Source organism: Agrobacterium sp. 5Ca39 (assembly GCF_055382365.1).
The window spans coordinates 2,027,031-2,041,072 of record NZ_AP026437.1; the positions used below are offsets into that span (position 1 = coordinate 2,027,031).

Consider the following 14,042-nt stretch of genomic DNA (forward strand, 5'->3'; position numbering starts at 1 on the left):
ATATTAGCTGTGCCTTTATAGCGGCAGCCGGCACCCGCCTTGTGCACTTTGCTCGACCGGGGCGCACAACCTGAGAATGTACCGCGTTTCCACTATGGCAGAGAGAAAAATTTTAAAGAATCGCTTTGGCGGCAGGTCGCTCTGCTCTGAGCGCCGAAAGCGGCTTCACTCTTCCGTGCTTCGGGCAAAATATTTTGACCATTCGTTCGCGCTGAAGGCTATGGGGACGGCCAGGAGGTCCAATCGCTCTCCGCTAGACAGCCGTTATATCGAGATATAATCGCAAGGCACGGCGGCCATGCCGTCACCGTTCATTCCATATCATCGAGAAACGGGTGCCTTTTTTGAGTTCCGGGTGCGTGTGCGTCTGCTCGACCCGGGCGCCAATATTCTGCGCCATCGCCATGATCAGCTTGGTGCCGAGACCGGTGCCGCGAGGGGCTGAATCCGGTTTCACACCGACGCCGTCATCCTCCACAACAAGAATGAACCGGCCGTCCTGGGCGGACAGGTTAATGCGCACTGTGCCTTCTTGATCCGGATAGGCATATTTGAGCGCGTTTGTCAGAAGCTCAGTGACGATGACACCGAGCGCAACGGCATGGTCGGCGTTCAGATCAACCTCACAGAGCGACGTTTCGACCGTGATGGAGGAAGAGCCCGGAACAGCTTGGAACAGGTCGCTTATGATCGAGGTGAGATAGGAATTCAGGGATACGAGCCCCACATTCGCGGTATTGTAGAGACTGCGATGAACGCCGGCGATCGCAGAAATCCGGCTCTGCGTCTCCAGCAACGCCGTTTCTGCTTCCTGGGACTTCAGCGTATTGATCTGCAGCCGGATCATGGCGGAAACCAGTGAGAGACTATTCGCGATGCGATGGTTCATCTCTTTCACCATCATTTCCGCATGCTCTTTAGCCTTTATCAGCAGACGGTCAGCTTCCTCTTTTGTCTGGCGCAGGCGATGGTTTTCAAGCGCCTGGTTGATGGCTGCCAGCAACAGCGGAAAAAAGTCGTCTCCAACATTCTTGATGACGTAATCGGCGGCACCAGCCTTGAGCGCGTCTATAGCGATCTGGGCCTCGTTGGACCCCGTTACGTAAAGAACGGGAACCCGGGCCGGCACCGTCTCGATAGCCGCCAGAAACTCCATTCCCGTCGCCGCCTGAAAATAGTGATCGAGAACGACGACATCGAACTGCCCGTTTTGGAAGAGGTCAAGCCCGGAAGCAACGGACGCGGCATGGACCACCTCCATTCCGTGGCGACCAAGGACGCGGCTCGCAAGCCGCGCCAGAGCCGGGTCGTCATCGACATACAAAACGCGCAGAGCCATCATGCCTTCAGGGTATCTGTATTACGGAAAAGAAAAGGCCGAGATTTTTGATGGCATTCGCGAAGCCCTCATAGTCGACCGGCTTTGTTATATAAACATTCGCGCCGAGATCATAGCATTTCTGAATTTCGGTTTCGTCATCAGTGGTCGTCAAAACCACGACAGGCAGACGGCGGGTGTATTCATTGCTTTTGATCTGCTCGAGAATGCTGATACCGGACATATCGGGGAGATTGAGGTCGAGCAAAACGAGCAGATAGCGATCCTTGCTGACGAGCCCGTCCCGGCTTTGACCCAGGATGTAATCCAGCGCCTTCGCACCGAGTGTGAACGGCACGATCTCGTTGTTGACACCTGCTCTGCGCACATTTTTCTCGATCAGACGGGCATGTCCCTCGTCGTCTTCGATCATCACGATCGTTACTTCCTGACCGGTCGCTTTCATTTGTCGCCTTCCTTCGTTACTCTTCTGAGGTCACTCGGAAGCAGCAAGATAAATGTGCTGCCTTCCCCGAGTCGCGACTCCACCCTAATGTCACCTCCTAAATTTCTGATTAGCGAACGGACATGTGCGAGACCTATTCCTTCACCGGGCTGGTCCTGTTCGCCCGCCCGACGAAACAGTTCGAAGACACGCTCAAGATCCTGCTCACCGATACCGCGCCCGTTGTCGCCAATTTCAATGGCGATCGCGCCGCGCCCGGCCGGATAGGCGCGTGCCGTTAACCTCAGAGGGCGCCCAGGCATCTGATATTTCACCGCGTTATCGAGAAGATTACCTAGAATCTGGTCGAGAGATATGCGGTCCGTCACGACTGTCAGCTTGGGCGTGTCGACATGAATCTCGCCTCCATTGGCCGTGATCTGATGGCGCACGGTCTCTGAAAGCGAGGAGAGCAAAGTTTCGATATCGACTTTCTCCGGCTGAAGCTTGCGCTGGCCGTCACGGGATATCTTCAGAATGGCGTTGATCAGCTGGTCCATCTTGCGGGTCGATGAACGGATAAACCCGATGGCTTCGGGTATGTCTTCCTCAACCGCCAGCCGTGCCTCTCGGATCACATCCTGCGTCAGCGTTTTTCCATCTGCCAGGACATAGTTGGTGACCGGCTTCAGCGACGTATCGAATTCGGAAAGGAAGCCCATGATGTTGACAAGCGGCGCCCTCAGATCATGAGTAACGATATAAGCGAAGCGCTGAATTTCCTGGTTGGCCCGGCGAAGATCGCGTGTTCTTTCCTCGACACGCTCCTCAAGATGGCGATTGAGTTCGTCCACATCCTCCCGCGACCTGTTTAGCGCGCGAATATAAGTAAAGACGAGCAGTATCGACCCGCCGACCACGATGAGAATTGCAACGGCACCGCCAATCGTTACCCAACGAAGTGTATTGGCGGCGCCCAGTTGATCCGCAACGATGACGCGCAGGCGATCGTCGGTATCCGACTGAAGGTCCGACAGAACACTCCTGATCTCATTCATGAAGCGTTTGCCGTCGTTATTTCGAACGACCTCGGCTGCCTCGGTAATGCGACCCGCGCGCTGCAAATCGATGGTTTCGCGTGTCTCGGAGAGCTTTGCGTCGATCGCCTGCTTCAAGCCAGCGAGAGGTTGCTTATATCGCTCTTCCCCTTTCAGAAGATCGAGAAGTCGCGCCTGGCGTTCGGGCAAGCCCTGAAGGGCCTCTTCGTAAGGCCCCAGATATTCGCGATTGTTGGTAAGCAAATATCCCCGCTGGCCGGTTTCGACGTCCTGCATCGTCGTCAGCACATCCAGAATTGCGGCACGGACACGGCGCAGTTCCGCCGTTTCCTGGGAATAGAGATTATTCACCTGCACCAGCCACAAAGATGTGGAGACCATGCCAATCAAAATTGCAACGCCAACAGCAAGCATCAAAAGGCTTCGCTGGGCAAACGGTGAAAAACCAGTCACAGCAGTAACATTCCCGGTAGGCAGTTAGTTCGCGGCACAAACTAGAGTACGCAAGCGACGGATGCGAATGATTTCTTTTTACACAAGGGTGGAACCGCCTCGATCTTCAGGCGTTCAGCGCTGTTGGTAAAATGTCCGGGCGCGCCTGCGACCATGTGAATGCGGTAAGCTATGCAATATGATTTTCAGGGAAAGCATATCCTCGTTCTTGAAGACGACGCCCTTCTGGCGATGGATATGGAGGACTTTCTGTCCGACCTCGGTGTCGACGTCATCGGGCCGGTTTCCGATATAGCCGCAGCGCTGGAGAAAATAAGCGCAACCGATCTGGATGGAGCGGTCATCGACCTCAATCTCAAGGGCGAATTATCTTTTCCCGTGATCGAACGACTGAGGGCCGAGAGCATACCTTTCGTCATCTGCAGCGGCTATGCCGAGATACCCGGTATTCGCACGCAATTGACAGGGCTGACGATCATTTCCAAGCCGTGCGATTTTGATAATCTCCCGAATGTTCTGGCGACCGAATTCGCGCATACCGGCTAGCGGGAAAATACGCGCAACGTCGGTAACGCTGATATGCGACACTTCAGTCCAGAGGGAAAATCACCCGATATTTCAGGCCGTCGCGATCATAGCGGATTTCACTGTCGCCCTGCAGCTCGTACTGGGCTCCCCTTGTAACAAGGGTCGTTCCGAAACCGGTCTCCAGCGGAGCGGAAATGGGCGGGCCACCGCTTTCATGCCAGCGCAGCTCGATAAGGTCCCGGCCTTCATCGTTACGAAGCCTTTTCCAGAAGACCTGCACCTTCCCGGTTGCTTCTGAAAGCGAACCGTATTTCTGCGCATTCGTCACCAGTTCATGTAAAATCATGCCAAGCGCCAATGCGGATTTAGGCGATACGCTAACCCCGTCCGGACCTTCGAGCTCGACGCGGCTGGCAAAAGTGTTATGGGGTTCAATTGCCCGCTTCACGACATCCTTGAGATCGGTTTGTCCCCAGTTGCTCTGGAAAAGCAGGGCATGACTTTCGGCGAGCGCACTCACGCGGGCCACGAGCCTCTCTTGATAATCCTCTACGGATGAACTGCCTTTTGCAGTGCGGCGAATGATGGAAATGACCATCGCCATCGTGTTCTTGACACGATGGCTGAGTTCGCGGACGAGCAGCTCCTTGTGCATTTCCGCCCGTCGCCGCTCCTCCTTTTCCCGTGCTTCCGCGAGAGCGCGACCCACTGCGGAGGGCAGCCTCGCCAGTCGCTGCTTCAGGACATAATCAGTTGCGCCGCGCCTGAAGGCATCGATCGCCGCGTCTTCGCCGAGAACACCGGAAACGAAAATGAAGGGCGTGTCTGGTCTCGTTTGCATGACGACATCAAGCGCAGCCATGCCGTCAAAGTCCGGCAGGGAAAAATCTGCGAGAATGATATCGAACTGCTGATTTTCCAGCGCCTCGATGAAGGAAGTTTTACCCACCGCCCTGGTTACGACAGGGGGCGGAGAGATCCGTGAAAGCTGATCCTCGATCAGTTCGGCATCGACCGAGCTGTCTTCGAGAAGAAGAAGCTTGCTTTGCTCCATCTGCGGCATCGCCTCACGCACCATTGCGGCGCGCGCCCGGCGGCGGTTCGTTCAGCAGGGCCCAGAACACGCCAAGATCCTGTATCGCCTTAAAAAACTGATTGAACTCCACCGGCTTCACCACAAAGGCGTTCACGCCGAGTTCGTAGCTCTTTACGAGATCCTGTTCTTCACGGGAGGAGGTCAGCATGACGACCGGAATATGCTTGAGGTGATCGCTGCCCTTAACGGTCTGGAGGACCTCGAGCCCATCAACCTTCGGCAGCTTGAGATCAAGAAGAACCACGGTCGGGTCACCGGCAGGCCGGTTGTGGAAGTTACCCGAGGCGTTGAGATAATCAAGCGCTTCTGCACCATCACGCGCAATGACGACCTCGTTCGCCAGTTGACATTTTTCCAGCGCAGTTAGCGTCAATTCCAGATCGCGTGGATTATCCTCCACGAGAAGAATAGGTCTGAGTTCAGGCAATTTTTTCCTCTTCAACTTTCGTAACCGGCAATGTGAAGGAGAACGTGGCTCCCTCTCCGACAGTTCCCTTTGCGCTGACCGAACCGTGGTGGCGTTCAACAATTCGTCTTACCAGCGCAAGTCCAATTCCCGTTCCCTCAAAATCCTCTACCCGCTGCAATCTCTGGAACACACCAAAAAGCTTGCTGTAATAGGCCATGTCAAAGCCGACACCGTTATCCTCGACCGAGTAGGTCACGCCACCTTCGGTTTCTGCCGCGGAAATGGTGATAATCGAAACGGGTTTCTGGCGGGAATATTTGATCGCGTTGTCAACGAGATTGTACCACACCTGCCGAAGCAGGGTCGGATCTCCGAGCGATACGGGCAGATTGCCGATATGCCATTCTATCTGCCGATCAGCGATGGAATGAGCGAGGGACCGGCGAACCTCGTTCACGACTTTCTCCATGTCTACCGGCACCATTGTGATTTGGGTGCGGCCGAGCTGCGAGAAATTCAGAAGATCATCCACGAGCCTGCCTGCGCCGAGTGCCGCTTCGGAGATCATCTGCAGATAGTGGAGCGATTTTTCATCCAGGGCGTTGCTGCGTTCGCGCAAGAGCTGGGCGAAACCGACAATATGACGGAAGGGCGCGCGGAGATCATGCGAAACCGAGTAGGAAAATGCCTCCAGCTCCTTGTTGGTCCTCTGCAATTCTTTCGTCAGATCCGCCATTTCCTCCGCCTTGCGCAAGACGATGCCGATGATCGCGCCACGCAACTCCCGCGCCGCTGCAAGCTCGGGGGCTGACCACGGTGAGGCCGTGTTACGCACCTGCTCTTTCCAGGTTTCGAACGATTTGCGCGGATGAATGCGCCCGCTCTCATGCACTGTCTTGTGCGGATCCCCGCCCCAGCGCACCGTCTTTACGACTTCCGGCCGAAACCAGATAAGCCAGCTTCCGTGCAATTCCGAAACCCGCATCGCGATGATCCCGCTCGCCACGGACGCAAACGCCGCAGCAGCGGGATAATCGCCGGCAAGATTGTCTGTGGCAAACAGGTCTGCAACCTCGCGTTCGCCGAGCCAGCGGATCAATCCTTCGACCTGCTCCTGCGAGGGAGTCTTGCCCACGAGATGGTACTCATCGCCAAAAAGGAGTGCCGCTCCCTCAGCCCCCACCTGCTCCAGCAGATCGTCCTTTTCGCTCTCCCCGCCCAGAAGGCCGTCAACCCATCTTTGTGCCGCCGCCATCCGCTTGAGCAGGCGAGCCTGGACATGACCAAGTTCCAGCCGGCGCGAAGCATCCTGAGAACTTTGCTCCATTGCGATCCGCATCGAAAGGAGCTGGGCGGCGAAATCGCAGGCTTCGCGCACGGCGAGCGAGACGGAGTGCGGGGCGGCGTGATGGCATGCGATCAGCCCCCACAATTTGCCATTGACGATGATTGACACCGACATCGAGGCCGCCGTCGCCATGTTACGCATGTATTCCAGATGAACGGGCGAAACGCTGCGGAGCTGTGAAAGGCTCATATCGAGCACTGCGCCCGTTTCCGAGTTGACCTGCGGCATGACAGGCACGGGCCTGTAATCGACGTCCGGGATCATACGCAGACGGTTGACCGTATAAAGCTTGCGCGCCTGCGGCGGGATGTCGCCGGCCGGGAAGCGAAGCCCGATATATGAAGGCAACGCCCCGCTGCCGGCTTCCGCCACGACATGACCGCTCCAGTCGGGACCGAAGTCATAAATGAGGGTCCGGTCATAACCGCTGATCGAGGAAACAAGCTGTGCAACTCGAGACAGTGCGTCGCTCAGCGACGGCGTGCTGTTGAGATATTGGGCGAGGCCTGTCAATTCGCTCATCAGCGCTTCGGCGGATGCGCCCTGGCCTGTTCTCTCAAGCTCGACGATGATCACGCTTCCCGACCGATGCGCCGAGACATCGAGTTTTTTTTCGGTCCAGACATATCTGAAGCTGCTGTCGTCACCGGAATACCAAGCCGGTAATGCCTCGATAAAAGGCAATGTTCCCCCGTCTGGAATCACCCCGATCGATAGAGGCGCATCAAGAAAATCCTGCAGGTTATCGCTCGCCTGCACGACGGCCAACTGACGCGCGGACAGCACGAAGAGTGCGCCATGTTGCTGGATAGCGCCGGGAATGTGGATGGGCTCGGCGCCGCAACTATCCAGCTTCGGCGTGACTGAACTCATGACTTTCTCCAGCCGCTCTGTGATCGACGGCCTGCTCAAAACGCGGCCAGCCTAGCCATTATTCTACGGATGTAAACGTTTGCTTACGCGAAATTGTTTCGCCGTCGGCCACGTCCCTCTCAGGTTTCGGCAACAACAGCGGGCTTCATGAGATAATGACCCACACCCCAGACGTTACCGTCCTCGTGACCAAATAGCCCGGCCGTTGCGAGAAAAAACAGACGCCAGCGGCGTTCCCATAACCGCGCGTCAGCGCCATAAACCCGCTGCAGGATCGGCCTTATGTGGCCGATTTCCCGATCGAAATTCTCAAGCCAGGCGAGAGCCGTGCGCCGATAATGCGATCCCGGCCAGTTCCATTCCCTTTCGACGGTAAGAACCTCGCTGAAACGATGGGGAAGATCAAAAGCGGGCATGATGCCGCCGGTGAAAAAATGCCGGGCAATCCAGTCGGCTGGGTTGTTGTGGTCGAAACGATAGGATCGGCTGCGGTGGTTGAAGACATGGAGGAAAAACTTGCCATCAGGTTTCAGCCAGGCACGAACGCGTTCGAAGAGCACCTGCCAATTCGACATATGTTCGAACATTTCGACCGATACGACGCGATCAAAGTGATCGCCGGTCGCAAAATCGTTCATGTCTGCGGTCACCACGGAAAGATTGGACAGCCCGCGCTCACGCGCGCGGCCGAGGATGGATTCCCGTTGCGACGCGGAATTGGAGACAGACGTGATCCGCGCATTGGGAAAACGCGCTGCCATATAAAGCGACAGCGAACCCCAGCCGCAGCCGAGTTCGAGAATGTCCATGCCGTCCTCCAACTCGGCATGGTCTACCGTCTCGGCGAGAGCAGCTGTCTCCGCTTCATCAAGGCTTGTCTGGTTATTGGGATAATAGCAGCAGGAATATTTCCGCTGGGCTCCGAGAACCAGTGCGAAAAATTCAGCGGGGACTTCATAGTGTTGCCTGTTCGCCTCGTCGGTATGGCTGGCGACGGGGAATTTCGCCATATCCGCCGCAAAAGCCGCCTCGGCATCCGGCGGTATTTTTGCGAGCCGCCGTTTCGTTCTTGCGCAGAGCATATCTATTCCGGCGAGTGTAACGCTGTCGTTGAGCGCCGCGCGTTCTGCGGCATTGATGGCAAAGGCGAGCATATTCATGGCGCTTCCTCGTTTTTGCGCGGCCCCGGAAAGAAGGCGTTGACGCGGCGTTGCAGGGCACGGAATTTTTCTCCGCGCGATTTCAGCATGTGCTCTTCAAGCGGCGGAATGCCGGAGACATGGACGAGCAGCCAGTACATCATGACGGGCGCGGCAAGCGACGCCCAGGACAAGCCGTCCGCCTGAAGGGCCAGCAGCGGCAAGCTGCACCAGAAAAGCCATTCGAAGAAATAATTGGGATGGCGTGAATAACGCCAGAGACCGGTTTCACATATACCGGTTTTCGCTTCGGGGGTTTTCCTGAATTTCGACAGCTGGGCGTCCGAGAGCGCTTCACCTGCCAGTGCAACAAGCGCAACCATGGTGGCGAGAAGATCTATCGTGCGCGGGAAAATCCGGTCGTTGCTGGCGGCTAGATAAACAGCCAAAACAAGCACGAAGGCGGCAACCGCCTGTATTTGCAGGAAGAAGAAAAGCCGCCGGGGACCGGTTTCGCCCCATTGCTCCATGAGTTTTGCATAACGCGGATCTTCCCCACCACCCCGCGTGCGCAGGCCTATGTGTCCAGCAAGCCGCAGGGACCATACGACAACGAGACAGAATACGACACTGCGCCGCCCGCCATCGCCCTCCGCCAGCAACACAGCCAAGATGCTGCCGAGCCCGACGCTTGCCGACCAGACGGTGTCGATCCAGCCGCTCGAGCCGGTCGCTCTTTGTAGAGCCCAGGCTCCCGCCATCAGCAGCGACATCAGAATGGCAAGCGTCAGGATCACGGAAAACATCACTACTTCGCTCACCACTTTTAATCGATCGAGGCCGGGTTTCGTGATGGCAAATACGGCCTAACCAGCAAAAGAGTTTCAGGGTTCGAAAAAAATTCGAAAAACCGCCTGCCGTTGAAACTTATCAGACGGCTGCTTCGTATCTGCGCTGTCCAAAGACAATTTCTACAATGCGATAGCGAGGATCGATGACCGACACCGAAACAATGCGACGAGACAACCGGCGCCGCATCGCGATAGTGGGAACGGGAATTTCCGGTCTGTCAGCAGCCTGGCTCTTGTCGCAAAGGCACGATGTCACGGTCTTCGAGGCGGCAGACCGCGTCGGAGGCCACAGCAACACGGTGACATTCGATACGAAGAATGGCCCGATCCATGTCGATACGGGTTTCATTGTCTATAACGACTGGACATACCCCAATCTGACCGCGCTTTTTCGAAAGCTGAACGTGCCGACCGCAGCCTCGAACATGTCGTTCGCTGTTTCCCTTGATAATGGCGGCTTTGAATATTCCGGCGGAAACGGGTTTGGCCTGCTCGCACAGAAGAGAAATGCTCTAAAACCCCGCTTCTGGTCGATGCTTGCGGACCTCCTGCGATTTTATCGCAACGCCCCGCGTGACCTGCACTCGATGGCTGACATGTCCCTCGACGATTATCTGACGCGTAATCGCTACGGCGCAGCGTTCCGCGACGATCATCTCTACCCGATGGCTGCGGCCATATGGTCCACACCGGCCATGGAAGTAGGCCGTTATCCGGCGGCGCATTTCATCAAATTCTGCCGCAATCACGGTTTGCTGTTGCTGCGCAACCGGCCGGTCTGGCGCACCGTCGTTGGTGGCTCGCGCGAATATGTAAAACGCCTCACGGCACCGTTTGCAGACAGAATTCGCCTGTCAACGCCAGTGACGCGTATTCGCCGCCTGCCGCACGGCGTCGAAATTACAACTGCGCAGGGTGAGATTGCCCGCTTCGATGACGTGGTCATCGCGACGCATGCGGATCAGGCCCTGGACTTGCTGGCGGATGCGACACGTGTCGAAAAGCGCATTCTCGGTGCCTTTGGTTATACGCGAAACCGGGCCGTGCTTCACACTGACAACACCTTCATGCCGCGCCGCCGCGCCGCCTGGTCAAGCTGGAATTATGTGGCCGACACGCGCACCGAAGCGGGCCAGCCCAGCATCACATACTGGATGAACCGGCTCCAGCCGCTCGGCGAAGCCGAGGATATTTTCGTGACCTTGAACCCGGCGCGGGAACCGCATCAAGGAAAGATCATCGCCGAAGAAACCTATCACCACCCCGTCTTTGACGCCGGAACCGAACAGATGCGTCAGGAACTATGGGCCTTGCAGGGCTTGCGAAACACCTGGTTCTGCGGCGCCTATTTCGGTTCCGGTTTTCATGAAGACGGCCTCCAGGCCGGGCTTGCCGTCGCTGAAGATCTCGGTCGCCTGTCCCGCCCATGGAAGGTGGCGGACGACAGCAGCCGGATCATCCGCCTCGATTTGGAGACGATTGCCAGGGACACGCGATCCATGGAGGCGACGGCATGAAGCCTCCCCTCGTCTCTGCGCTTTTCCCGGGCCATGTTACCCACGCCCGGTTCAAGCCGAAAACCCACAAACTGGACTATCGAATCTATTCGCTGTTTCTCGATCTCGATGAGTTGGAGACGCTGGACCGGAAATTGCGGTTTTTCTCGGTGGACCGGTTCAACCTGTTTTCATTTCATCGCAGGGACCGCGGCAACGGCAGCGGGCTTGGGCTGCGCCAGCAGATAGATGCGGCAATGACGGCGGCGGGCATGACGGCGGATGGAGGGCCGGTGCGCCTGCTTACCATGCCCCGTTTGCTTGGCTGGGCCTTTAATCCGCTCAGTGTGTTCTTCTGCCATGGCCGCGACATGGAACTCAAAGCCATCCTCTGGGAAGTGGACAACACTTTCGGCCAACGGCATTCCTATCTGATCCCCGTAGAGTCCGGCATGGGCGCGGAGATCGTACAGCGCTGTGACAAGGCTTTTTATGTCTCGCCCTTCATGGACATGGACCTTCACTATGTTTTCCGCGTCATCCCGCCTGGGGAGAGGCTGAAGATCGTCATTGAAACATTCGACGAAGATGGCGCCGTCCTGACCGCCAGGCATCTTGCCCGAAGGGTCGAACTGACCGATCGAGCCTTGCTGAGAGCCTTTGTCACCATTCCTTTCCTGACCCTGAAAGTCGTTCTCGGCATTCACTGGGAAGCGCTGAAAATCTGGCTGAAGGGGGTGGGACTGAGAAAGCGCCCGCCGCCACCCGCACAGCCAATATCCTTCGTTCACCCTTCATCGTCGCAAATCGAGGCCAGAATTCATGACCCCGTTTGACAATCTCTCGGAATTACCGGTGCAGAACACCCGCGTCAGCGGCCGTATGGGCCTCGGCACTTGGCTCATCACCCGGCTGCTGAACAATATTCACCGCGGCCGGCTTCGCATCACCCTCCCCGGCGGCGGAACCATCGAAAAATCGGGGACATCGGAAGGCATCGACGCCATTCTCGTTCTGCATAACTGGCGGGCAATCCGCCGTCTGTTCGTCAATGGTGATATTGGCTTTGCGGAAGGCTTCATTGAGAACGACTGGTCCACACCGGACCTGACCGCGCTTATCCGTTTCGCCGCGCAAAATCGTGATGCTTTCACGAAATCAATGCGCGGCAGCCTGCCCATGCGCCTCATCAACCGGCTTGCGCACGGGCTGAACGCCAATACCAGACGTGGCAGCCGACGCAACATCGAGGCGCATTACGATCTTGGCAACGAGTTTTACCGGCAATGGCTCGATCCCTCGATGCTTTACTCCTCGGCGATTTTCGACCTGATGACACCAACCCTTGAGGCAGCGCAGCAGAAGAAACTCGAGCGTATTGCGGAAAAGTTGCAGTTGACCGGCAACAAGGATGTGCTGGAAATCGGCTGCGGCTGGGGCGCGCTCGCCATTCACCTCGCCACGCAGCACAATGCCAACGTGACCGGCATCACCCTGTCGCCCTCCCAGTTGCGCTGGGCGGAAAATGCTGCGGAAAAAGCAGACAAGGCTGACCGGATCAAACTGAAGCTGCAGGACTACCGCGACGTCAAAGGTCAATTCGACAACATCGTCTCCGTGGAAATGTTTGAAGCCGTCGGCGAAGCCTATTGGCCAAGCTATTTCGGGACGCTGAAGCGCTGCCTGAAACCCGGCGGTCGGGCGGTGCTGCAAATCATATCCATTGAAGAAAACCGCTTCGATACGTATCGGCGCAAGGCCGATTTCATTCAGAAATACGTGTTTCCTGGCGGCTTCCTGCCCTCCGATTCAGCTCTGGAAAAAGCCGTGGGGCAAGCCGGCCTCAAACTCACGGAAAAGGAGCTTTTCGGCCAGTCCTATGCGCTCACACTGGCGGAATGGCGCCAGCGTTTCCATGCCCGGTGGCAGACTATTTCCCTGCTCGGCTTCGACGAGCGCTTTCGGCGGATGTGGGACTATTACCTCTGCTATTGCGAAGCAGGTTTTGCCGAGGGAACCATTAACGTCGGGCTGTACACAATAGAACACGGATGAGGCGGGACTAAAAAACGGAGAACCACGATGAAGATCCTTGGATTGGCAATTGCATCCGCCCTGTCTCCGTTGCTGGCAGGGACAAGTGCGACGGCAGCCGATATCAACGGCAACTGGGCGCGGGGCGACGGCAAGGCGAAAGTGCTGATCGCTCCCTGCGGCGAGAAAATATGTGCGACAAACACATGGATCAAACCCGGCACCCAGAAAGAGAAGACCGGCGACCGCCTGATCATGGACATCAGGCCGGGCGAGACGGGCAATTACACCGGCACGGCCTTCGACCCGCAGCGGGATAAATCCTACAAGATAACGGTGACGGTGGCAGGCAACAACATGACTACGAAAGGCTGCATCATCGCCGGTCTGCTGTGCAAGGGCATAAGCTGGACCAGGATCGACTAGCCACGTCCCAGATCCTCCCTCTCGAGTCAACCAGACCAAAAAGTCGCCTGATCAATGGCAAAGGAAAAAATCGATGAAGACATATCTTGCCGCCTATTTCTTCACCCTGGTTGCCTTTCTGGTGATCGATTTCATCTGGTTGAGCACCATGGCGTCACGACTTTATCGACCGGCCATCGGCGATCTTCTGGCGGAAAATTTCCGTCTCGCTCCGGCGATCATCTTTTATCTCATCTACGCCGCCGGCCTTACTTTTCTCGCCGTGCGTCCGGCACTTATTTCGGGACAATGGAGCACGGCGCTGCTTTACGGCGCTGCCGTGGGCTTCATGGCTTATGCCACATATGATCTGACCAATCAGGCGACGCTGAAAAGCTGGTCGACGACCCTGACCGTTGCCGATCTGCTGTGGGGCACCTTCGTCTCCGCGGCAGCGGCCGTCATCGGCTTTCTTGTCACGGTACGCATCATTGGCCCGTTGGAAAACTCGGCAGGCTGGCCATGATGACCGTCGCCTCCTGCAGCCTGCGCCCGATGATCACAGGGCGTGTCCGGAACGAACTTCCCA

14 protein-coding genes are annotated in these 14,042 nt (G+C 56.9%); 6 read left to right on the forward strand and 8 right to left on the reverse strand.

The genetic code is table 11. The features are described 5' to 3' along the window. Positions 1–304 precede the first annotated feature (304 nt). From ACZ47E_RS23030 to ACZ47E_RS23040, 3 genes are read right to left on the reverse strand one after another with little or no spacing between them, the layout of a single operon-like run. Positions 305–1,342, reverse strand: a complete 1,038-nt coding sequence (locus ACZ47E_RS23030; RefSeq protein ID WP_022563105.1) for a sensor histidine kinase — start codon at positions 1,340–1,342, stop codon at positions 305–307. A 4-nt stretch (positions 1,343–1,346) separates the two neighbouring features. Then, a complete protein-coding gene (locus ACZ47E_RS23035; protein ID WP_004445914.1) occupies positions 1,347–1,784 on the reverse strand; it encodes a response regulator in 438 nt (145 codons plus the stop codon). Beyond that, the gene (locus ACZ47E_RS23040; RefSeq protein WP_037092065.1) at positions 1,781–3,235 is read right to left on the reverse strand and encodes a sensor histidine kinase; all 1,455 of its coding nucleotides are present in this window, start codon (positions 3,233–3,235) and stop codon (positions 1,781–1,783) included. The genes ACZ47E_RS23035 and ACZ47E_RS23040 overlap by 4 nt, the downstream gene beginning before the upstream one ends. A 210-nt stretch (positions 3,236–3,445) precedes the next feature. On the opposite strand from ACZ47E_RS23040, the gene ACZ47E_RS23045 reads away from it, so the two are divergent. Continuing rightward, entirely contained in the window at positions 3,446–3,820 is a 375-nt protein-coding gene (locus ACZ47E_RS23045) for a response regulator (protein ID WP_006699868.1), read from the forward strand. 43 nt (positions 3,821–3,863) lie between these two features. On the opposite strand, the gene ACZ47E_RS23050 is transcribed toward ACZ47E_RS23045, so the two are convergent. From ACZ47E_RS23050 to ACZ47E_RS23070, 5 genes are all read right to left on the reverse strand, one after another. Beyond that, positions 3,864–4,856 carry a sensor histidine kinase gene (locus tag ACZ47E_RS23050; protein WP_048902966.1) on the reverse strand — a complete coding sequence of 331 codons (993 nt, stop codon included), beginning with the start codon at positions 4,854–4,856 and terminating at the stop codon, positions 3,864–3,866. 13 nt (positions 4,857–4,869) lie between these two features. After that, positions 4,870–5,325, reverse strand: a complete 456-nt coding sequence (locus ACZ47E_RS23055) for a response regulator (protein ID WP_022563108.1) — start codon at positions 5,323–5,325, stop codon at positions 4,870–4,872. After that, positions 5,318–7,528 (reverse strand): ATP-binding protein, encoded by a 2,211-nt coding sequence (locus tag ACZ47E_RS23060; protein WP_022563109.1) that lies wholly within the window; start codon positions 7,526–7,528, stop codon positions 5,318–5,320. Before ACZ47E_RS23060 ends, ACZ47E_RS23055 begins: the two co-directional genes overlap by 8 nt. Positions 7,529–7,647: 119 nt before the next feature. Then, the gene (locus ACZ47E_RS23065) at positions 7,648–8,688 is read right to left on the reverse strand and encodes an SAM-dependent methyltransferase (RefSeq protein WP_022563110.1); all 1,041 of its coding nucleotides are present in this window, start codon (positions 8,686–8,688) and stop codon (positions 7,648–7,650) included. Further along, positions 8,685–9,473, reverse strand: coding sequence for a DUF1295 domain-containing protein (locus ACZ47E_RS23070; RefSeq protein WP_022563111.1), 789 nt, complete (start codon positions 9,471–9,473; stop codon positions 8,685–8,687). Before ACZ47E_RS23070 ends, ACZ47E_RS23065 begins: the two co-directional genes overlap by 4 nt. A gap of 188 nt (positions 9,474–9,661) precedes the next feature. Here ACZ47E_RS23070 and ACZ47E_RS23075 point away from each other — a divergent pair, with 188 nt between their 5' ends. The 5 genes from ACZ47E_RS23075 to ACZ47E_RS23095 all read left to right on the forward strand — a co-directional run bounded on the left by ACZ47E_RS23075 (position 9,662) and on the right by ACZ47E_RS23095 (position 13,979). After that, entirely contained in the window at positions 9,662–11,035 is a 1,374-nt protein-coding gene (locus ACZ47E_RS23075) for an NAD(P)/FAD-dependent oxidoreductase (protein ID WP_022563112.1), read from the forward strand. Then, the gene (locus ACZ47E_RS23080) at positions 11,032–11,850 is read left to right on the forward strand and encodes a DUF1365 domain-containing protein (RefSeq protein ID WP_022563113.1); all 819 of its coding nucleotides are present in this window, start codon (positions 11,032–11,034) and stop codon (positions 11,848–11,850) included. The genes ACZ47E_RS23075 and ACZ47E_RS23080 overlap by 4 nt, the downstream gene beginning before the upstream one ends. Further along, a complete protein-coding gene (locus ACZ47E_RS23085) occupies positions 11,837–13,069 on the forward strand; it encodes an SAM-dependent methyltransferase (RefSeq protein ID WP_022563114.1) in 1,233 nt (410 codons plus the stop codon). Before ACZ47E_RS23080 ends, ACZ47E_RS23085 begins: the two co-directional genes overlap by 14 nt. 27 nt (positions 13,070–13,096) lie before the next feature. Next, positions 13,097–13,474 (forward strand): DUF2147 domain-containing protein, encoded by a 378-nt coding sequence (locus ACZ47E_RS23090; RefSeq protein WP_004445928.1) that lies wholly within the window; start codon positions 13,097–13,099, stop codon positions 13,472–13,474. Between the two features lie 73 nt (positions 13,475–13,547). Continuing rightward, a complete protein-coding gene (locus tag ACZ47E_RS23095) occupies positions 13,548–13,979 on the forward strand; it encodes a DUF2177 family protein (RefSeq protein WP_004445929.1) in 432 nt (143 codons plus the stop codon). Positions 13,980–14,042 lie beyond the last annotated feature (63 nt).